We start from the raw sequence: 18,593 nt of genomic DNA, 5'->3' as shown, positions 1-18,593 counted from the left end.
CTTCTTGTCCAACTGCAACTGGTTTGCATTAACAGACGCGTATTCTTGCGATCAACAGGACAAGGTTCGACGTGAAAACCACCGCCAAAAACAACAACCGTACCCACGTACGCTGGCTGCCCCTGGCCCTGACCCTGGCGGTCAGCGCCGCGATGTCCCAGGCGTTCGCCGATCAGGCCGCCACCGCCATTCACATCCAGGCGCAACCGTTGGGGCAAGCCCTGAGCCAGCTCGCCCAGCAGACCGCGTTGCAGGTGTTCTTCAGCCCCGAATCGGTGGCCGGTAAACAAGCGCCGGCGGTGGACGGCAACTTGTCCCCGGAAGCGGCCTTGCGCCAATTGCTGCAGGGCAGTGGCCTGCAATACCAGATCGATAAGGGATCGGTGACCGTGTTGCCAGCACCTTCGGCGTCCAACGCCGGCCCGCTGGAGCTAGGGGCGACTGAAATCCAGGTGGTCGGTGACTGGCTCGGCGATGCCAACGCCGAAGTGGTGCAGAACCACCCCGGTGCGCGTACGGTGATCCGCCGCCAAGCGATGGTGGAGCAGGGCGCCATGAACGTCGGCGACGTGCTGCGGCGGGTGCCGGGGGTGCAGGTGCAAGAGGCCAACGGTACCGGCGGCAGCGATATTTCCCTGAACGTCGGCGTGCGCGGCCTGACCTCGCGCTTGTCGCCACGCTCCACGGTGTTGATCGACGGCGTACCGGCGGCGTTCGCGCCCTATGGCCAGCCGCAACTGTCCATGGCGCCGATTGCCCTGGGCAACCTGGACAGCGTCGACGTGGTGCGCGGCGCCGGCTCGGTGCGCTACGGGCCGCAGAACGTCGGTGGGGTGATCAACTTCGTGACCCGTGCCATTCCGGAGAAAGCCACCGGTGAAATCGGCACCACCCTGGAAACCTCCCAGCGCGGCGGCTGGAAGCACATCGACACGGCCTTCCTCGGCGGCACCGCCGACAATGGCCTGGGCGTGGCGCTGTTGTATTCGGGCGTCAACGGCAATGGGTATCGCCGGAGCAACAACGGCAACGACATCGACGACGTGATTCTCAAGACCCATTGGGCCCCCACCGATGTCGACGACTTCTCGCTGAACTTCCACTACTACGACGCCAAGGCCGACATGCCCGGCGGCCTGACCCAGGCCCAGTACGACGCGGACCCGTACCAGTCCGACCGCGACTGGGACGACTTCAGTGGCCGGCGCAAGGATGTGTCGTTCAAGTGGATCCGCCAGATCAATGAACGCACCCAGGCCGAAGTGCTGACCTATTACTCCGACAGCTACCGTGGCAGCACCATCGCTTCCCGGGACCAGCGCAACCTGGTGTCCTCCCCGCGCACTTATTACACCTTCGGCATCGAACCCCGGGTGTCCCACGTGTTCGACCTGGGCCCCACCACCCAGGAAGCCAGCGTCGGTTATCGTTATCTCAAGGAAGGCATGCACGAAGAGGCCAGCCGCCTGGCGTTGCGTAACAACGAACCGGTGGTGCGTCCGGGGGCCGATGGCCACGTCTACCAGGACCGTACCGGCGGCACGGAAGCCCACGCGGTGTATATCGATGACAAGATCGATATCGGCCAGTGGACCATCACCCCGGGCATCCGCTTCGAAAGCATCAGCACCGAATGGCACGACCGCCCGGTGCTCGACACCGCCGGCCGCCCCGTACAGGAGAAACGCCGCAGCATCGACAGCAACGAACCGCTGCCGGCCCTGAGCGTGATGTATCACCTGTCCGATGCCTGGAAGCTGTTCGCCAACTACGAGACCTCGTTCGGCAGCCTGCAATACTTCCAGCTCGGCCAGGGCGGCGACGGCAACAACACCGCCAACGGCTTGAGCCCGGAAAAGGCCAAGACCTACGAGATCGGCACGCGTTACAACGATGACGTGTGGGGCGGGGAAGTGACGCTGTTCTACATCGACTTCGACGACGAACTGCAATACATCAGCAACGACGTGGGTTGGACCAACATGGGCGCGACCAAGCACCAGGGGCTGGAGGCTTCGGTGCACTACGACATGGCCGCGCTCGACCCACGCCTCGAAGGCCTCACCGCCAACGCCGGTTTCACCTACACCCGCGCGACTTACGAAGGCGAGATCCCGAGCTTCAAGGGCCGCGACCTGCCGTTCTATTCCCGCCAGGTGGCCAACCTGGGCCTGCGTTACGAGGTCAACCGCTGGACCTACAACCTCGACGCCTTTGCCCAGTCCAAGCAGCGCTCACCGGGCAACAACGTGAATGCCGACGGCAGCTTCAGCGGCGACTACATCACCGATGGCACCGCCGATGGGCAGTACGGCGACATGCCGGGCTACGTGCTCTGGAACGTGCGCGCCGGCTATGACTTCGGTGCACAGCTGTCGAACCTGAAAGTCGGCGCCGGGGTGAAAAACCTGTTCGATCATCAGTACTACACCCGCTCCAGCGACAACAACTCGGGCATTTACGTCGGCACACCGCGTACGTTCTTTGTGCAGGCGAGTGTGGGGTTCTGATCGAGAGTCAAGCAAGATTCTGTGGCTTGGAACCCAATCCTATGGCGAGGGGATTTATCCCCGCTGGGCTGAAGCAGCCCCAATTACTGTCGCAGCGGTGTGTCAGGCTGATTGCATTCAGCCGTCTTTAGGACTGCTGCGCAGCCCAACGGGGATAAATCCCCTCGCCACAGATAAATCTCCTCTCCATAAGAGTTGTGTGGAGGCATCAGACCTTCAACACTTTGCCACTGGCCGCCACTACCACCAGCGACAACGCAATCAACCCGAACGCAAAGCTCAAGCTGCTGCCATGGGCGACGAAGCCGATCAGCGCCGGACCGGCGAGGATGCCGGCATAGCCGATAGTGGTGATGGCCGGTACGGCGATCGCTTCCGGCATCAGGGTCTGTTTGCCGACGGCGGTGTACAGCACCGGTACGATGTTCGAACACCCGGCACCTACCAACGCATACCCCAGCAGCGCCGCTTGCCACATCGGCGCGAGGGTCGCCAGCAGGAACCCCGCGGCGGCGATCGACCCGCCATAGATGATCACGCGTTTGGCCCCCAGGCGATGCACCACCGAATCGCCGGTCAGGCGGCCGATGGTCATGGTCAGCGCGAAGGCGGCATAACCCAGCCCGGCATAGGCGCTATCCACCGCGCGTTCGGTGGTCAGGAACACGGCGCTCCAGTCCAGCACCGCACCTTCGGCCAGGAACACGATGAAACAAAGGATGCCGATAAACAGCACTATGCCATGGGGAATGGCGAACGCCGGTCCCGAGCTTTCACTGCCGTAGGCCAACAGGTGCGGCGCCGCCTTGAACAACGCCACCAGCAGCACGCCATTGACCACCAGCGTCGCCCCCAGCGGCGAAAGCCCCAGGCCGAGCAGGGCGCTCACGCCGGCCGCGCCAATAATCCCGCCGAGGCTGAACATGCCGTGGAAACCCGACATCATGGTCTTGCCACTGGCCCGCTCGACGATCACCGCTTGCAGGTTCACGGTCGAGTCCACGGTGCCGAGCCCGGCGCCAAACAGGAACAACGCGGCCACCAGCCAGGGCAGGGAAGTCATTGTCGCCAGCAGCGGCAGCGCCAGGCAGATCAGAAGCGTGCCGCCGCTGAGCACCCGACGGCAGCCGAACCGCGTCGCCAGCGCACCGGAAATCGGCATCGCCAGGATCGACCCGACCCCCAGGCATAACAGCAGCAAGCCGAGGGTGCCTTCATCCAGGTTCGCCCGCACCTTGGCGTAAGGCACCAGCGGCGCCCAGGCGGCGATGCCGATGCCGGCGATGAGGTAGGCGATGCGGGTGGACATCTGTTCCAGGCGTCCGGGGACAAAGACGGGCGGGGGCGTAATGGCAGTCATGAAACGTCCTTGGTTTTCGTGCAGTGCAGTGCGGTGGTGCAGGCAGGGGGGCTATGCTTGCATATTCACTGACCGCACCGCGACCCCAAGGTGCCAAAGCCCTGAAGCCTCCTCCTAGGACATTGCGGGTCACTGGGCCTTGTACGGGTTCACCAGACGGCTGCGCACCTGTCGAACCTGACAGGCTTCGCCTAAACTACCGGCCCTTCCTGGCTTCCTCCGGACCCGATGCATGGCACTGTTCTACGACGCACGTGGCAATCTCTATGGAGTCGTTTCACCGCAGCAGGCCCGTGACCATGGTATCGGTCTGCCTCAGTCGGCCGCCGAGGCCGCGCAGACCCGCGAGTCCTGGGCAACGGCGGCCGTGCACGCGTTCTGCGCCTGGGCGCCGGGTGAGGCGCCGCCGGATGGCAAGGCGCATCGCAGTGATGGGTTGCTGATTGGCCCGTTCCAGCGTGAACCGCCCTTTGATCTGTTGATCGTCAATACCGACGGGACACTGGCCGAGCGCAGCGGCAATGGCCTGACGATTTTCTCCCAGGCCTTGCGAGAGCAGGGCTTGATGGCGGGGACGGGTGATTGCTTGCTGCAGGTCCATCACGATAAATCCGACGGTTTGTCTCCGTTGCGAACTTCGGTTCGCGCCGCTGAATTCGAAGGCGCCCAAGGCTTCTGGCTGGACTTGGGCAAACCGCTGTTCGGGCCCGGGGCTGTCGGTGCCCAGGATGTCGAGCGTGTGATGTTCAACCAGCGCGATGTCAGCCGTGTGGCGGCGCTTGAACGGTTGAACCCGGCGTGGGGCAACAGCCAGTTCGTGAACATTGGCAATCCTCATTGCGTGACGCTGGTGGACGGTACCGAGGCGTTGCCGAGCAATTCTCAGATGCGCGCTGCGGCGCTGTCGCAAAGCCTGGTTCGCATCGCCTATGCCGCCCCGGGTGGCGCCGGGCTGCCGTGCCCCGCGGGGGTGAATCTGCAATGGGCCAGTCTGCAGGCCGAAGGGCAAATCGTGGCGCGGGTGTTTGAGCGTGGCGAAGGTCCTACCGCGTCCTCGGGCACCAGTGCCAGCGCGGTGGCCAGTGCTGCGTGGCGGGTGGGCTGGGTGAAGGCGGGCGTGGTGAGGGTGGTGATGCCCGGCGGCACGGCGCCGATTTTGCTGGAAGAAGAGGCGGGCGAGTTGGTGCGGGTCAGGTTGTTCGGTACGGCGCGGCTTGTGCCGTAGGGCGTTCTGGAGGTTTTGCGGTGCGGCCTATACCGCTATCGCGAGCAAGCTCGCTCCCACAAGGGATCTTCAGTGGACATCAATGTTGTGTCCGACACAGAGCCCCTGTGGGAGCGAGCTTGCTCGCGATGGCGGCAGTACATCCAACATCAATGCAACTGACCTACTGCCGTCGCGAGCAAGTTCGCCACAGGGAAATCAGCCTGGCTGCTGCGCAAACTCCACCACCGGCATCTGCCGCTTCATCAGCACTTCGCCATTGCGAATCGAGTAGAGCGGCAAGCCCTGGCTGCGGATCACTTCGTAGTCGCTGTCCGCCGACAGGATCAGCAGGTTCGCCGGGCGCCCCGGTTCCAGCCCGTAGCGCTCGCCCAGGGCCATGGCCTTGGCGCTGTTGTCGGTGACCAGGTCCAGGGCGCTTTGCAGGTTGCGGTAGCCGAGCATGTGGCAGATATGCAGCCCGGCTTCCAGCACACGCAGGATGTTGCCGTTGCCCAGGGGATACCACGGGTCGACGATGGAGTCCTGGCCGAAGCACACGTTCATCCCGGCTTCGAGCAGTTCATTGACCCGAGTGACCCCACGGCGTTTGGGGAAGGTGTCGAAACGCCCCTGCAGGTGAATGCTTTCGGTCGGGCAAGAGACAAAGCTGATGCCCGAATGCCCGAGCAGACGGAACAGCTTGGCGCAGTAGGCGTTGTCGTAGGAGCCCATGGCCGTGGTGTGGCTGGCGGTGACGCGGGCGCCCATGTCACGGCTGCGGGCTTCTTCGGCGAGCACTTCGAGAAAGCGCGAGTGCGGGTCGTCGGTTTCGTCGCAATGCACATCCACCAGGCAACCGGTGCGTTCGGCCAGGTCCATGAGGAATTTCACCGAGCTGACGCCTTGGTCGCGGGTGTATTCGAAGTGGGGTATGCCGCCCACCACGTCGGCGCCCATGCGGATCGCCTCTTCCATCAGTTCGCGGCCATTGCGGTAGGACTCGATGCCTTCCTGGGGAAACGCGACGATCTGCATGTCGATCAGGTGACGGCTTTGCTCGCGCACTTCCAGCATGGCCTTGAGGGCCGTGAGTTCGGGGTCGGTCACGTCGACGTGGGTGCGCACATGCTGGATGCCATGGGCGGCGAGGGCCTGGATGGTTTTCTTGGCGCGGGTGCTGGTGTCTTCCTGGGTGATGGTGGCCTTGCGCTCGCCCCAGCACTCGATGCCTTCGAACAGCGTGCCGCTCATGTTCCAGCGCGGTTCGCCGGCGGTGAGGGTGGCGTCCAGGTGGATGTGCGGTTCGACGAAAGGCGGGACCACCAGGTTGCCGCCAGCGTCGAGGTCTTCCGGGCCGAGGCTGGGGGCTTCGGTCTGACGGGCGATGCTGGCGATCAGGCCGTTTTCCAGGTGCAGTTCATGCAAGCCTTCGTGGTTGCGCAGGCGGGCGTTGATGATGTGCATCGGGCGAATCCTTTATAGGTCTTGTAGAGGTGTATCAGCGGTGCGAGTACCCATTACGCCGATCAATAACACATACGTTAGCGCGCCGGTGGCGATTCCTACCAGTGGCGCGACCCATGGCGAATTGAACGCGGCGAGTGTGCCGAGCCCATAAGCGAACAGCCCGGGCCAGTTGAACGCCGGCAGTTGCGCCTCGGCCAGGCGAGGATAACGGCCGCGCCAGCGGAAGAAGAAATCGGCCATGATCACCCCGCCAATCGGTGGGATGACGGTGCCCAGCAGAATCAGGTACGGCACCAGCAGATCGTACATACCCAACAGGGCCAGCAGCGTGCCGATCACCGCGCCGCAGAGGGTCACGGTCTTGCGCCGGCGGGTGCGCAGCAGGTTGCAACCGGCCACGGCGAAGTTGTAGATGGTGTTGTCCTGGGTGCTCCAGATATTGAGCAGCAGCATCGCCATCGCCGCCATGGCGAAGCCCTGCAGCAGCAACACTTCGACCACGTCCGGTTGCTGATAGACGATGGCCCCGTAGGCGCCGATCAGCACCATCAGGCCGTTGCCCAGGAAGAAGCCGATCAGGCTCGCCAGCACCGCGACCTTCGCCGAGCGGGAGAAGCGCGTCCAATTGGTGGCCTGGGTCGCGCCGCTGACGAAGGTGCCGAACACCAGCGTGATGGCGGTGGACCAATCGAGGCTGCCCGTAGGCATCACCGCCAGCAAGCCTTCGAAGCCGCCGACCTTCACCGTCGCCACCCACATCGACAGCATCAGCAGCAACATCATGGCCGGTACGGCGATGTACGAAAGGATTTCCAGCCCGCGATAACCGATGTAGGCGGTGGCGCAGAATCCCAGGCCGAACAGCACCATCAACCCGAGCACGGTGCTCTCGCTCAATTCGAAATACTTGCCCAGCACCACGGCGGCGGTCGCCGTGCCCCAGGCGTACCAGCCGATCTGGGTGAGCCCGAGGATCAAGTCACTGAGCTTGCTGCCCACCTCGCCGAAACAGAAACGCCCCATCAACACCGAATTGAGCCCGCTCTTGAAGGCGATGTAACCCAGGCCGGCGGCATAGAGACCCAGCAGCAGGTTGCCAATCACAATTACGGTGAGCATCTCGGCAAAGTCGAACGCCACGCCCAGCTTGCCACCGGCAAACATCGTGGCGGTGAAAAAGGTGAAGCCCAGCAGCACCATGGCCGTGGAGGCCAGGCCCTTGCGGGCATGCATCGGGACTTCGCTCAAGGGGTAGTCGTTGCCCGGATCGTTCTGAGTCATGTGGCGGTCCTTGCGGATGAGGGGAATATCGCAAGCGTGCAGCGGCCGTGCCAAACGAGTGATCGCGAGGTTATTTATAGACAATCCAGGGGATTGGGTGGGCGCAAGGATCGAAAGCGGTGCGCGAGTGATTCAAGTTGGAACACAGATTTCATTGTCGACGCAGATCCCCTGTGGGAGCGAGCTTGCTCGCGATAGCGGTGTGTCAGATAGCATCAAGGTGACTGCCATGCCGCCATCGCGAGCAAGCTCGCTCCCACAGGGGGAGTGCAGTGTTTTTCAGGTCGAGGAGGACAATGACAGAAACCGCAACACCGCCGCCACGATGGCTTCCGGCGCGTCTTCCTGGACCAGGTGCCCGGCATTTGGAACGGGGTGAAATTGTGCCCCCGGGATCATCCGTTGCAGGGCCCGGCCGCGCTCGATGGGGATCCACTGATCATCCTCCCCCCACAGGATCTGGGTCGGGCAGCGCACGTTCGGATACAGACCCTCGGCTTCACGGGTGTAGCGTTCGTCCATCTGCGCGATCTGCCGGTAGAACGCCGCCTGGCCTGGCTCGCCGAGCCACGGCTGCACGTAGGGCGCCAGTTCCGCGTCCGGGATGTCCCGTTTGATCGCGCCGCGGACATAGGTCGGTACGATGGCCCGCTGAATGTAGTCGGGCAGGCCGCTGAAGGCCGCTTCATGCTGGCGGACATGCTGCACAAAGGGCGAACCCCAGGGGGACAGCGCCACGGGGTCGATCAGGGTCAGGCTGCGGTAATCCTTGCCGTTGAGCAGGTGCGTGCGCAGGGCCGTGGCACCGCCAAAGTCATGGGCCACCACGTCCGGACAATCCAGGCGCCAATGCTCCAGCAATCGTGCGAGCAACAGGTTTTGCACCCCGAGGGACACGTCGGCATCGGGTTGCGCGGATTGGCCATACCCCAGCAGGTCGAAGTAATGCACCCGGTGGGTGGCGAAGAACAGCGGCGCGATCCGGTGCCACACGTAGGAAGAGAAGGGCGTGCCGTGGACAAACACCAACGGCGGGCCATCGCCCTGGATGGCGTAGCGGATGGGGTGTCCGTTGAAGTCGTAGGTTTGATCCAGCGGCCAGTGGGTCATGCTCGATACTCCCCTGAAAATGGCTCAGGGAGCAAGCATAGGCCAATGCTGCCGGGACAGGAAAACACAGTGATGGCAGCCAAGCCTGTGGGAGCGAGCTTGCTCGCGATTGCGGTCTGTCTGTCACCTAGGCGTTGAATGTGCCGCCGTCATCGCGAGCAAGCTCGCTCCCACAGGTTTTTATTCGCCGTGGTAGATGCAACCGCTGGTGCAGGTCTCGTGGATGCGGATGGCACTGAGTTCCGGCAGCAACGGCTTCAACTCGTTCCAGATCCACTTGGCCAACACTTCGCTGGTGGGGTTTTCCAGGCCTGGGATGTCGTTGAGGTAGTTGTGGTCCAGGCGCTCATAGAGGGGCTTGAAGATCGCCTTGATCTCCGAGAAGTCGCGAATCCAGCCGGTGTGCGGGTCGATATCGCCGCTCAGGTGGATCGCCACCTTGAACGAGTGACCATGAAGGCGGCCGCACTTGTGGCCTTCCGGCACGTGGGGCAGGCGGTGGGCGGATTCGAAGGTAAATTCTTTGAAGATTTCCACAGGTTCGGGCTCTTTAAGGTCGCGGTCGCGAGGCAGGCGGCGGAGTTTATCAGTTTGATAACGGCGTTGCGCGACCGTGCTGACTAAAGGGTCAGCAAACGCTCGCCCAAGCCACCGTTGGCCGTCAGCTCCAGGAACTCGTCACCGAGCCGGCGGCTCTCGTCCATCGCCGTGCGCCAATATTTGCGGCGGCTCGGGTCATCGCCCATGAAGCGCTTGAAGTCGTTGCGGTCTGGCAGTTTGCCGTAGGGCAGGCGCGCCAGGTATTCCCGGGACGGTGCCAGCAACAGCACGTCCTGCAGACGGTCGACGTTGCCCCGACGCCACGGCAGGCCCTTGTCGAACCAGCCGGGAATGACCCGGTCGGTGAAATGCGGGTAGAGCACGATGTCCTCGCCGCTGTAGGGCAGGTCGAGGTGGTAGTCCAGCAGACCGCCGTCGCGGTAGGTGCCGGCACCGGCGCCCGGCAGGTCGCGCACGCCTTCCATGACCATCGGGATCGAGCCTGACGCCAGCAGGGCCTGGCGCAGGTTGCCGGCCGCCAAGGGCACGAAGCGTGACGGAAAGTCATTCAGCGGATGCAGGGGCGGGGTCAGGCGCGGATCATGGATGATCAACCGTTCGAAATGCCGCGACAGCCGGGCACGACCCCGCAGGTTGTCGGCGATCACCGACGACAGCCCCAGGCCCAGCCGACCGCGATGATCCTGGGCGAGCAGGCCGTGGCTCTTGACGACCATGATATTGAGCCGGTACCGCGGGTTATCGAGAATCGAGGTGTCGCGGCCGTCGAGCAAGTCATCGAGCATGCGCTGCGAGCTCTGGCTGACACCGGCCATGGTCACGCCTTTGGCGAAGCTTTGTTCGTTGTACAAGGTGCCCAGGCGCCGGATCCCTTCGGCGGCGTCCGGCAGGCAGGCGCTGGCGAAGCGCCAGGCTCCCACCGAGGCCCCGATCAGCGAGCGTTCCCGGGGCGCGGCGGGCAGCCATTCGCCGAACAGCGCCAGGTCCAGCCCTTGGATGCCCAGGGCCTTGGGGCCACCGGCGGCGCCGGGCAGGATGCCGACGTCGGCGGCGTTCAGGCCGGTCTGGCGAATCCGCCCGAACGCACGGGGGCCGGCCTTGAGGGTGAGGGCGGGAAACTTGATGTGAATGGCGGTCATACCGGTCTCGAATACGGGTAAGCGGCTGATTATAACGACACAAGACCCTGTGGGAGCGAGCTTGCTCGCGATAGCGGCGGCACATCTTGCATCGTTACAAGCTGACCCACCGCCATCGCGAGCAAGCTCGCTCCCACATTATTGATGTGGGTTCCATGATGGCGATTCAGTTTCAGTTAAGTTCACCCCGATACAGTCGCCTCCGTGAAAGATTATAAAAAAGGAGACAACCCATGAACCGCCTGACTGCCTTTTTCATTGCGACCCTGATGGCCCTTGGTACGAGCCTGGCCCACGCACGAGACCTGGGCGCGGACGAAGCCCGTAAACTGCAAGACGCTGGTACCATCCTGTCCTTCGAAAAACTCGACGCCGCCGCCCTGGCCCTGCACCCTGGCGCTACCTTGACCGATACCGAGCTTGACGAAGAGTTCGGCAAGTACATTTATCAGGTGGAGCTGCGCGATACGAAGGGCATTGAGTGGGACCTGAAATTGGACGCCACCGACGGCAAGGTACTCAAGAATCATCAGGATCTGTAATGAAGCTTAACTTATGCGCCCGCAGCCGATGGGCGCTGGCGCTGCTGGCGTTTTGTTCGCTGGCCATGGCCCGGGACCTGGATCAGGACGAGGCCCTGCAACTGCGTCAGCAGGGCGTGATCCTGCCGCTCGAACAGCTGCTGCAACAGGCGCTGGACCTGCACCCCGGCGCCAAACTGCTGGAAGCCGAGCTGGAGGAGAAACACGGCGTCTATATTTATGAGGTCGAGCTGCTGGACACCGACGGCGTCGTGCGCGAACTGGACCTGGAGGCCAAGACCGGCCGTTTACTCAAAGATAAGGAAGACTGATGCGCCTGCTTCTGGTGGAAGATCACGTGCCCCTGGCCGATGAACTGATGGCCGGGCTTGCACGCCAGGGTTACGCCGTCGACTGGCTGGCCGATGGTCGCGACGCGGTGTACCAGGGCAGCAGCGAGCCCTACGACCTGATCATTCTCGACCTCGGCCTGCCGGGCGTGCCGGGGCTCGACGTGTTGGCCCAATGGCGCGCTGGCGGCCTGGCCACGCCGGTGCTGATCCTCACCGCCCGTGGTTCCTGGGCCGAGCGTATCGAGGGGCTGAAGGCCGGGGCCGACGACTACCTGACCAAACCCTTTCATCCTGAGGAGCTGCACCTGCGGATCCAGGCGTTGTTGCGTCGTTCCCATGGCCAGGTCAACCAGCCGACGCTCAAGGCTGCCGGATTGCACCTGGATGAGAGTCGCCAATGTGTGGTGCGCGACGGCACCGACATCCAGCTCACGGCCGCCGAATTTCGCCTGTTGCGCTATTTCATGCTGCATCCCGAGCAGATCCTTTCCAAAAGCCATCTCGCCGAACACCTGTACGACGGTGAGACCGAGCGCGATTCCAACGTGCTGGAAGTCCACGTCAATCACCTGCGGCGCAAGCTGGGACGCAGCGTGATCGAAACCCGTCGCGGCCAGGGTTACCTGTTCGGCGGGCAGGCGCAGTGAGATCCATCCAGCGGCGCCTGAGCCTGGGCCTGATCGGTGTGATGGTGGTGGTCGGCCTGGTCCTGGCGCAAACCAGTCTGTGGTTGTTCGAGTTGGGCCTGCAGCGCTACCTGGAAGCGGGGCTGCGTAACGACAGCGAAAACCTGCTGGTGGCCCTGGTGCGCGGCCCGCAGGGCTTGCAATTGGATGAGCGCCGCCTGTCGCCGGCCTATCAGCGGCCGTTTTCCGGGCATTACTTCCGCATCGATTTTGCCGATGTGCACTGGCGTTCCCGCTCCCTGTGGGACCAGGAATTGCCTCGGCTCGACCACCCCGGCCTGCACAGCAACCTGCAACTGGGGCCCGAGGGTCAGAAGCTGCTGGTGCTGCGTACCGATTATCGGCGGCTGGGCCAGGCGATTTCCATCAGCGTGGCCCAGGACTACACACCCGTGCGGGACAGCTTCCGCCGGATGCAACAGATCGGCCTCGGGCTCGGGTTGGCGGGGCTGTTGCTGATTCTGTTGCTGCAACGCCTCACCGTGCGCCGAGCCTTGCGTCCGCTGGACCGGGCCCGGGAGCAGATTGCCCAGTTGCAGCGCGGGCAGCGTTCGCAACTCGACGAACAGGTGCCCCGGGAGCTGGAACCGCTGGTGACGCAGATCAACCACCTGCTGGCCCACACCGAAGACAGCCTCAAGCGTTCGCGCAATGCCTTGGGCAACCTCGGCCATGCCTTGAAAACCCCGCTGGCGGTGCTGCAAAGCCTGGCGTCGAACGAGAAGCTCGACCCGTATCCCGAGCTGCGCAAACTGTTTCTCGATCAACTGGAGCAGGTCCGCCAGCGCCTGAACCGCGAACTCAACCGTGCCCGCCTGTCCGGCGATGCCTTGCCCGGCGCGCACCTGGACTGTGACGCCGAACTGCCGGGGTTGCTGGCCACGCTGAACATGATCCACGGTGACCACCTGCACCTGAGCTACGTCGCCCCGCCAGGCCTGCACCTGCCCTGGGATCGCGAAGACTTGCTGGAACTGTTGGGCAACCTGCTGGACAACGCCTGCAAATGGGCCGATGCCGAGGTACGCCTGACCATGACCGAGACGGCCGAAGGTTTCAGCCTGGCCGTGGAGGACGACGGCCCGGGCATCCCCGCGGACCGCCGCGACCAGGTGTTCAGCCGCGGCACGCGGTTGGATGAACAGACCGATGGACACGGCCTGGGCCTGGGCATCGTGCGGGACATCGTCGACACCTGGGGCGGGATGCTGGCGTTGGACGACAGCGAGTGGGGTGGATTGAAGGTCGTGATCGAGCTGCCCAAGCGCTGATCTCTACCGCATGGCGCCGCCCATCCTGTGGGAGCGAGCTTGCTCGCGATGGCGTCAGTTCAGCCACATGGATAGCCACCGAAAGATTGCTATCGCGAGCAAGCTCGCTCCCACAGGGGGGGCGGTGGTGGTCAATATTGCGAGATTTGAAAACCCGCCCCACGGCCCTTGCAGCTTGCCGCCGCTTGCTGCAAAGTCGCGACCTTTTTGTCCGGTGGCTTTCCATCGCTGTGCTTTGAGGTAACGATGATAAATGCAGTAATTGCCGCGGTTGGCGTCATGCTGGTGCTCAGCCTGTCCCGCGTGCATGTGGTGATCGCGCTGATTATCGGCGCGTTGGTGGGTGGCCTGACGGGTGGCCTGGGGATTGAAGCGACGCTCAAGGCGTTCAATGCCGGCCTGGGTGGCGGTGCGACGGTGGCGCTGTCCTATGCCTTGCTCGGCGCTTTCGCCGTGGCGATTGCCAAGTCCGGTATGGCCCACGCCCTGGCGGACAAAGCCCTGGCCCTGGTGGATCGCCAGGACGCCGCTGGCGGCACGGGCGTCAAGTGGGTGCTGATCGGCCTGCTGGGGACGGTCGCGGTCGCCTCCCAGAACATTCTGCCGATCCATATCGCCTTCATTCCGTTGCTGGTGCCGCCGCTGCTCTACGTGCTGACCAAGTTGCAATTGGACCGCCGCTTGATCGCCTGCGTCATGACCTTCGGCCTGATCACCCCCTACATGTTCCTGCCGGTGGGCTTCGGCAATATCTTCCTCAACGAAATCCTGCTGGCCAACATCGCCCGCAGCGGCGTCGACATCAGCGGCATCAACGTCACCCACGCCATGGGCATCCCGGCCCTGGGCATGGTGTTCGGCCTGCTACTGTCGTTGTTCAGCTACCGCAAGAAACGTGTCTACGACCTGAAGAGGATTGCCCGGGTCGAGCAGGTGGCGGTGCGCTACAACCCCATGACCCTGCTGGTGGCGGGGCTGGCGATTGTCGCGGCGTTCGCCATCCAGCTCCTGGTCGACTCGATGATCATTGGCGCCCTGGTCGGCTTCCTGATTTTCTCGGTATCGGGTGTGGTGCGCTGGCGCGAGACTGACGACCTGTTCACCGAAGGCATGAAGATGATGGCGATGATCGGCTTCATCATGATCGCCGCCTCAGGGTTTGCCGAAGTGATGAAGGCCACCGGTGAAGTCCAGGGCCTGGTGGAAACCTCGGCGGCCTGGATCGGCCACAACAAGGGCATCGGCGCGCTGATGATGTTGTTGGTGGGGCTGCTGGTGACCATGGGCATCGGCTCGTCGTTTTCCACGGTGCCGATCCTGGCGACGATTTTCGTGCCGCTGTGCCTGCAACTGGGCTTCAGCCCGCTGGCGATCGTCTGCATCGTCGGCACCGCCGGCGCCCTGGGCGATGCGGGTTCGCCCGCCTCGGACTCGACCCTGGGCCCGACCTCCGGCCTGAACATCGACGGCCAGCACCATCACATCTGGGACACCGTGGTCCCGACCTTCATCCACTACAACCTGCCGCTGCTGGCGTTTGGTTGGGTGGCGGCGATGGTGTTGTAGCCTCAAGACCGAATCGCTTCAATCGCGAGCAAGCTCGCTCCCACAGTGGATCGGTGTGAACACAAGCGCTGTGCACACCGCCGAACCCTGTGGGAGCGAGCTTGCTCGCGATGAGGCCCTTGAAACCCAGCGACCCTGCCAACGGACCGCTCACCTTGTCCTACAGTTTTGCCGCGAGGTGCCGTTAATACAGCTAACCACGCCAATAAAACCAACAAGAGTGAACAGCATGCGCCTGAGCCTGAAGGCTAAAGTCCTGTCCCTTGCGATACTGCCGGTATTGCTGTCCGCCGTGATCATCAGCCTGACCACGGCTTTCATCTTGAAGGAACAAGCGGGTAAAGAAGTCCAGCAGACCCGTGAGCGCCTGCTCAGCGAGGCCAAGGCCACGCTGCAGAACTACGTGGCGGTGGGCCTTACCGCGATCAAGCCGCTCTACGATGCCGCCACGCCTGGCGATAACGAGGCGCGTGCCCAGGCGATCAAGCTGCTGTCGAATATCAGCTACGGCAAGGACGGCTACTTCTTCGGCTACGACTCCGAGACCATTCGTCTGTTCAAGGCCAACAGCCCCGATGGCGTGGGCAAGAGTTTCAAGGACAACCGCGACCCGAACGGTGTCTACGTCAACCGTGACTTGGTGAAAGTCGCCAAGGACGGAACGCATTATCTGGAATACAGCTCGCCACTGCCCGGCAGCAAGGACCTGGTTCCCAAGCTCGGCTACACCGAATACCTGCCCAAGTGGGACCTCGCGGTCGGTAGTTCGGTCAACCTGGACGGCATCGAAGCCCAGGTGGCACTGGTGGAGGCCAAGGTCCACGATCGCCTGCAAGGCGTGATCTTGAGCATCGTCGGGATCGCCGCGGTGGTGTTGCTGGTGATTGCCGTGGTGGGCCTGGTGCTCGCCAACACGATCCTGCGTCCCCTGCACCTGATGAAGGACAACCTCGACGACATCGCCGCGGGCGAGGGGGACTTGACCCGTCGGCTGACCATCACCAGCCAGGACGAGCTGGGCCAACTGGCCGGTTCGTTCAACCGCTTCGTCGACAAGATCCATAGCCTGGTACGGCAGATCACCGACATGACTTCGCAACTGACCGGCCTGGTGACGCAAGTTTCCGAGCAGGCCCAGCGCTCCGAGCAGGCCATGGAACGCCAGCGCCACGAAACCGATCAGGTCGCCACGGCGATCAACGAGATGTCCTCGGCTGCCCAGGAAGTCGCCCGCAGTGCCCAGGGCGCCGCCGTCGCGGCCCAGCAGACCGACGAAGAAGGCCAATCCGCCAAGCGCGTGGTGGCCAGCAGCATCCAACAGATTCATGCGTTGGTGAACGATATCCGCAGCAGCGGCGTGTCCCTGGACAGCCTGCAGCAGGACGTGGCCTCGATCGTCAGTGTGCTCGGGGTGATTCGCTCGATCGCCGAGCAGACCAACCTGCTGGCCCTCAACGCCGCCATCGAGGCCGCGCGTGCCGGCGAGGCGGGGCGTGGGTTCGCGGTGGTGGCCGATGAAGTGCGGGCCCTGGCCAGCCGGACCCAGCAGAGTACCCAGGAAATCCAGGGCATGATCGACCGTCTGCAATCAGGCACCCACGCGGCGGTGGAAGCGATGCGTCGCTCCAGCGAGGCGGGCGATGGCACGTCGGCGCAAGCCAACGAGGCCGGGGCGTCCCTGGACACCATGGCGCAGTTGATCGGCACCATCAACTCGATGAACGCCCAGATCGCCAGTGCCGCCGAAGAACAGACCGCGGTGGCCGAGGAAATCAACCGCAGTGTGCATCAGATCGCCGTGGCGGTGGACAGCGTCGCCGACGAAACCCAACTCGGTGCCCAGACCTCCCGCAGCCTGGCCGATCTGGGCCAGCGCCTGGGCAAATTGGTGGGGCAGTTCCGGATCTGACCCTCAGGAGCTGCCGAAGGCTGCGATCTTTTGCTCTCGATCCAGATGTTTTCACCTGGGCAACCGGGTCTTATCGGGAAAGAAGGATCGCAGCCTTCGGCAGTTCCTGCCGGTATCAACAGGCGCAAACACAACAAAACCCTGTGGGAGCGAGCTTGCTCGCGATAGCGGTGTGCCAGTCAAATGAATACTGGTTGATCTGACGCTATCGCGAGCAAGCTCGCTCCCACAGTTGTTCTGCGGCACCTGGATCAGCGGCAGTGCTACGCCTCCCGCACATCCCGCACATCCCGCATCAACAACCCAAACCGCAGATCCACCGCATCCGGGATCGGCACGTAGACCACATGCCCATCCCCCGGTGCCACCTCGATGCTTTTGCCGTTGCTGTCCTGCAATTGATGCAGGTCGAAGTGGAAGTTGCCCTTGGGGGTCATCAGTTCCATGTGATCCCCCAGGCCGAAGCGGTTCTTGACCCGCACTTCGGCCAGGCGTTCGCGCCGCTCGCCGGTCAGTTCGCCGACGAACTGCTGGCGCGCCGAGACTGAGCTGCCGTTCTGGTAGTTCTGGTATTCGTCGTGCACGTGGCGCCGTAGAAAACCTTCGGTGTAGCCGCGCTGGGCCAGGGACTCCAGGTCGGTCATCAGGCTGCGATCGAATTCCCGACCGGCCACCGCGTCATCGATGGCCCGGCGATACACCTGGGTGGTGCGCGCACAATAGAAGTGCGACTTGGTCCGGCCTTCGATCTTCAACGAATGCACGCCCATGCGCGCCAGGCGTTCGACGTGTTGCACGGCCCGCAGATCCTTGGCATTCATGATGTAGGTGCCATGCTCGTCCTCGAAGGCTGGCATCAAATCCTCGGGGCGGTTCGCCTCCTGGAGCAGGAACACCTGGTCGGTGGGCGCGCCGAGGCCCAGGGTCGGTTCGGGCTGGCAGATTTGCACAATGTCGCCCACGGCGTTTTCCACCGCCGGTTGCGCCGAATACTTCCAGCGACAGGCATTGGTGCAACTGCCCTGGTTGGCATCACGCTTGTTCATATAGCCCGAGAGCAAGCAGCGCCCGGAGTAGGCCATGCACAGCGCCCCGTGGACGAACACTTCCAGCTCCATGGCCGGGACGTGCTCGCGGATCTCGGCGATTTCCTCCAGGGACAATTCCCGGGACAAGATGATCCGGCTCAAACCCTGCTGCTGCCAGAACTCGACGCTGGCCCAGTTCACCGTATTGGCCTGTACCGACAGGTGAATGGGCATCTGTGGAAAATGCCGGCGAACCAGCATGATCAGCCCCGGGTCGGACATGATCAGCGCGTCCGGCGCCATGGCGACCACCGGTGCGAGGTCCTTGAGGAAGGTCCGCAGCTTGGCGTTGTGCGGGGCGATGTTCACCACCACGTAGAAGCGCTTGCCCATGGCCTGGGCCTCGGCAATGCCCAAGGCCAGGTTCGCATGGTCGAATTCGTTGTTGCGCACCCGCAGGCTGTAGCGCGGCTGGCCGGCGTACACCGCATCGGCACCGTAGGCGAAGGCATAGCGCATGTTTTTCAGGGTACCGGCGGGCGCCAGCAGTTCGGGGGCGGCGAAGGTCATGGTGGGGTCAGGTCGCAAAAAGTGGGAAGGGTACGCCAGGGCCAGCCGGGTCTT

Annotated in this window: 15 protein-coding genes; 8 read left to right on the top strand and 7 right to left on the bottom strand. The window is 63.4% G+C overall.

Annotated features, from left to right (window positions below; all coding sequences use genetic code 11):
• Nucleotides 1–71 precede the first annotated feature (71 nt).
• Nucleotides 72–2,510, top strand: a complete 2,439-nt coding sequence (locus BM321_RS14320; RefSeq protein ID WP_092442908.1) for a TonB-dependent siderophore receptor — start codon at nt 72–74, stop codon at nt 2,508–2,510.
• 208 nt (nt 2,511–2,718) lie between these two features.
• Here the strand turns inward: BM321_RS14320 and BM321_RS14315 are convergent, their stop codons facing one another.
• Nucleotides 2,719–3,870 carry an MFS transporter gene (locus BM321_RS14315; RefSeq protein ID WP_092442907.1) on the bottom strand — a complete coding sequence of 384 codons (1,152 nt, stop codon included), beginning with the start codon at nt 3,868–3,870 and terminating at the stop codon, nt 2,719–2,721.
• Nucleotides 3,871–4,102: 232 nt separating this feature from the next.
• Between BM321_RS14315 and BM321_RS14310 the strand changes: the two genes are divergently transcribed.
• On the top strand, nt 4,103–5,095 hold the full coding sequence (locus BM321_RS14310) for a diaminopimelate epimerase (RefSeq protein ID WP_092442906.1): 993 nt from the start codon (nt 4,103–4,105) through the stop codon (nt 5,093–5,095).
• A gap of 198 nt (nt 5,096–5,293) precedes the next feature.
• Here the strand turns inward: BM321_RS14310 and codA are convergent, their stop codons facing one another.
• The 5 genes from codA to BM321_RS14285 form a co-directional block, all read right to left on the bottom strand.
• Complete coding sequence (gene codA / locus BM321_RS14305) at nt 5,294–6,541, bottom strand: cytosine deaminase (RefSeq protein ID WP_092442905.1); 1,248 nt, start codon at nt 6,539–6,541, stop codon at nt 5,294–5,296.
• A gap of 12 nt (nt 6,542–6,553) precedes the next feature.
• On the bottom strand, nt 6,554–7,825 hold the full coding sequence (gene codB, locus BM321_RS14300; protein WP_092442904.1) for a cytosine permease: 1,272 nt from the start codon (nt 7,823–7,825) through the stop codon (nt 6,554–6,556).
• Between the two features lie 279 nt (nt 7,826–8,104).
• A complete protein-coding gene (locus BM321_RS14295) occupies nt 8,105–8,935 on the bottom strand; it encodes an alpha/beta fold hydrolase (RefSeq protein WP_092442903.1) in 831 nt (276 codons plus the stop codon).
• Between the two features lie 180 nt (nt 8,936–9,115).
• Entirely contained in the window at nt 9,116–9,472 is a 357-nt protein-coding gene (gene queD, locus BM321_RS14290; protein ID WP_025212792.1) for a 6-carboxytetrahydropterin synthase QueD, read from the bottom strand.
• Nucleotides 9,473–9,555: 83 nt separating this feature from the next.
• Complete coding sequence (locus BM321_RS14285) at nt 9,556–10,635, bottom strand: hypothetical protein (protein ID WP_092442902.1); 1,080 nt, start codon at nt 10,633–10,635, stop codon at nt 9,556–9,558.
• Nucleotides 10,636–10,868: 233 nt separating this feature from the next.
• Here BM321_RS14285 and BM321_RS14280 point away from each other — a divergent pair, with 233 nt between their 5' ends.
• The 6 genes from BM321_RS14280 (at nt 10,869) to BM321_RS14255 (ending at nt 16,941) form a co-directional block, all read left to right on the top strand.
• Complete coding sequence (locus BM321_RS14280) at nt 10,869–11,177, top strand: PepSY domain-containing protein (RefSeq protein WP_092442901.1); 309 nt, start codon at nt 10,869–10,871, stop codon at nt 11,175–11,177.
• Nucleotides 11,177–11,488 carry a PepSY domain-containing protein gene (locus BM321_RS14275; protein ID WP_092331410.1) on the top strand — a complete coding sequence of 104 codons (312 nt, stop codon included), beginning with the start codon at nt 11,177–11,179 and terminating at the stop codon, nt 11,486–11,488. The genes BM321_RS14280 and BM321_RS14275 overlap by 1 nt, the downstream gene beginning before the upstream one ends.
• Nucleotides 11,488–12,156, top strand: a complete 669-nt coding sequence (locus BM321_RS14270) for a response regulator transcription factor (protein ID WP_053123507.1) — start codon at nt 11,488–11,490, stop codon at nt 12,154–12,156. The genes BM321_RS14275 and BM321_RS14270 overlap by 1 nt, the downstream gene beginning before the upstream one ends.
• Nucleotides 12,153–13,466 (top strand): sensor histidine kinase, encoded by a 1,314-nt coding sequence (locus tag BM321_RS14265; RefSeq protein WP_092331407.1) that lies wholly within the window; start codon nt 12,153–12,155, stop codon nt 13,464–13,466. Before BM321_RS14270 ends, BM321_RS14265 begins: the two co-directional genes overlap by 4 nt.
• A gap of 249 nt (nt 13,467–13,715) precedes the next feature.
• Nucleotides 13,716–15,032 carry a Na+/H+ antiporter family protein gene (locus tag BM321_RS14260; RefSeq protein ID WP_175534926.1) on the top strand — a complete coding sequence of 439 codons (1,317 nt, stop codon included), beginning with the start codon at nt 13,716–13,718 and terminating at the stop codon, nt 15,030–15,032.
• 229 nt (nt 15,033–15,261) lie between these two features.
• A complete protein-coding gene (locus tag BM321_RS14255) occupies nt 15,262–16,941 on the top strand; it encodes a methyl-accepting chemotaxis protein (RefSeq protein WP_092442899.1) in 1,680 nt (559 codons plus the stop codon).
• Between the two features lie 263 nt (nt 16,942–17,204).
• Here the strand turns inward: BM321_RS14255 and yegQ are convergent, their stop codons facing one another.
• Nucleotides 17,205–18,539, bottom strand: a complete 1,335-nt coding sequence (gene yegQ / locus BM321_RS14250; protein ID WP_092442955.1) for a prephenate-dependent tRNA uridine(34) hydroxylase TrhP — start codon at nt 18,537–18,539, stop codon at nt 17,205–17,207.
• Nucleotides 18,540–18,593 lie beyond the last annotated feature (54 nt).

This window comes from Pseudomonas sp. NFIX10, from assembly GCF_900111955.1.
In the GTDB taxonomy this organism is placed as follows: domain Bacteria; phylum Pseudomonadota; class Gammaproteobacteria; order Pseudomonadales; family Pseudomonadaceae; genus Aquipseudomonas; species Aquipseudomonas fluorescens_AA.
This window is presented reverse-complemented; position numbering and strand designations above follow the sequence as displayed.

What these genes read in the sequence shown, in the direction of transcription:
- BM321_RS14315 (WP_092442907.1), bottom strand. Translation starts at nt 3,870, where the DNA reads ATGACTGCCATTACGCCCCCGCCCGTCTTTGTCCCCGGACGCCTGGAA.
- BM321_RS14310 (WP_092442906.1), top strand. Translation starts at nt 4,103, where the DNA reads ATGGCACTGTTCTACGACGCACGTGGCAATCTCTATGGAGTCGTTTCA.
- codA (WP_092442905.1), bottom strand. Translation starts at nt 6,541, where the DNA reads ATGCACATCATCAACGCCCGCCTGCGCAACCACGAAGGCTTGCATGAA.
- codB (WP_092442904.1), bottom strand. Translation starts at nt 7,825, where the DNA reads ATGACTCAGAACGATCCGGGCAACGACTACCCCTTGAGCGAAGTCCCG.
- BM321_RS14295 (WP_092442903.1), bottom strand. Translation starts at nt 8,935, where the DNA reads ATGACCCACTGGCCGCTGGATCAAACCTACGACTTCAACGGACACCCC.
- BM321_RS14285 (WP_092442902.1), bottom strand. Translation starts at nt 10,635, where the DNA reads ATGACCGCCATTCACATCAAGTTTCCCGCCCTCACCCTCAAGGCCGGC.
- BM321_RS14280 (WP_092442901.1), top strand. Translation starts at nt 10,869, where the DNA reads ATGAACCGCCTGACTGCCTTTTTCATTGCGACCCTGATGGCCCTTGGT.
- BM321_RS14275 (WP_092331410.1), top strand. Translation starts at nt 11,177, where the DNA reads ATGAAGCTTAACTTATGCGCCCGCAGCCGATGGGCGCTGGCGCTGCTG.
- BM321_RS14270 (WP_053123507.1), top strand. Translation starts at nt 11,488, where the DNA reads ATGCGCCTGCTTCTGGTGGAAGATCACGTGCCCCTGGCCGATGAACTG.
- BM321_RS14255 (WP_092442899.1), top strand. Translation starts at nt 15,262, where the DNA reads ATGCGCCTGAGCCTGAAGGCTAAAGTCCTGTCCCTTGCGATACTGCCG.
- yegQ (WP_092442955.1), bottom strand. Translation starts at nt 18,539, where the DNA reads ATGACCTTCGCCGCCCCCGAACTGCTGGCGCCCGCCGGTACCCTGAAA.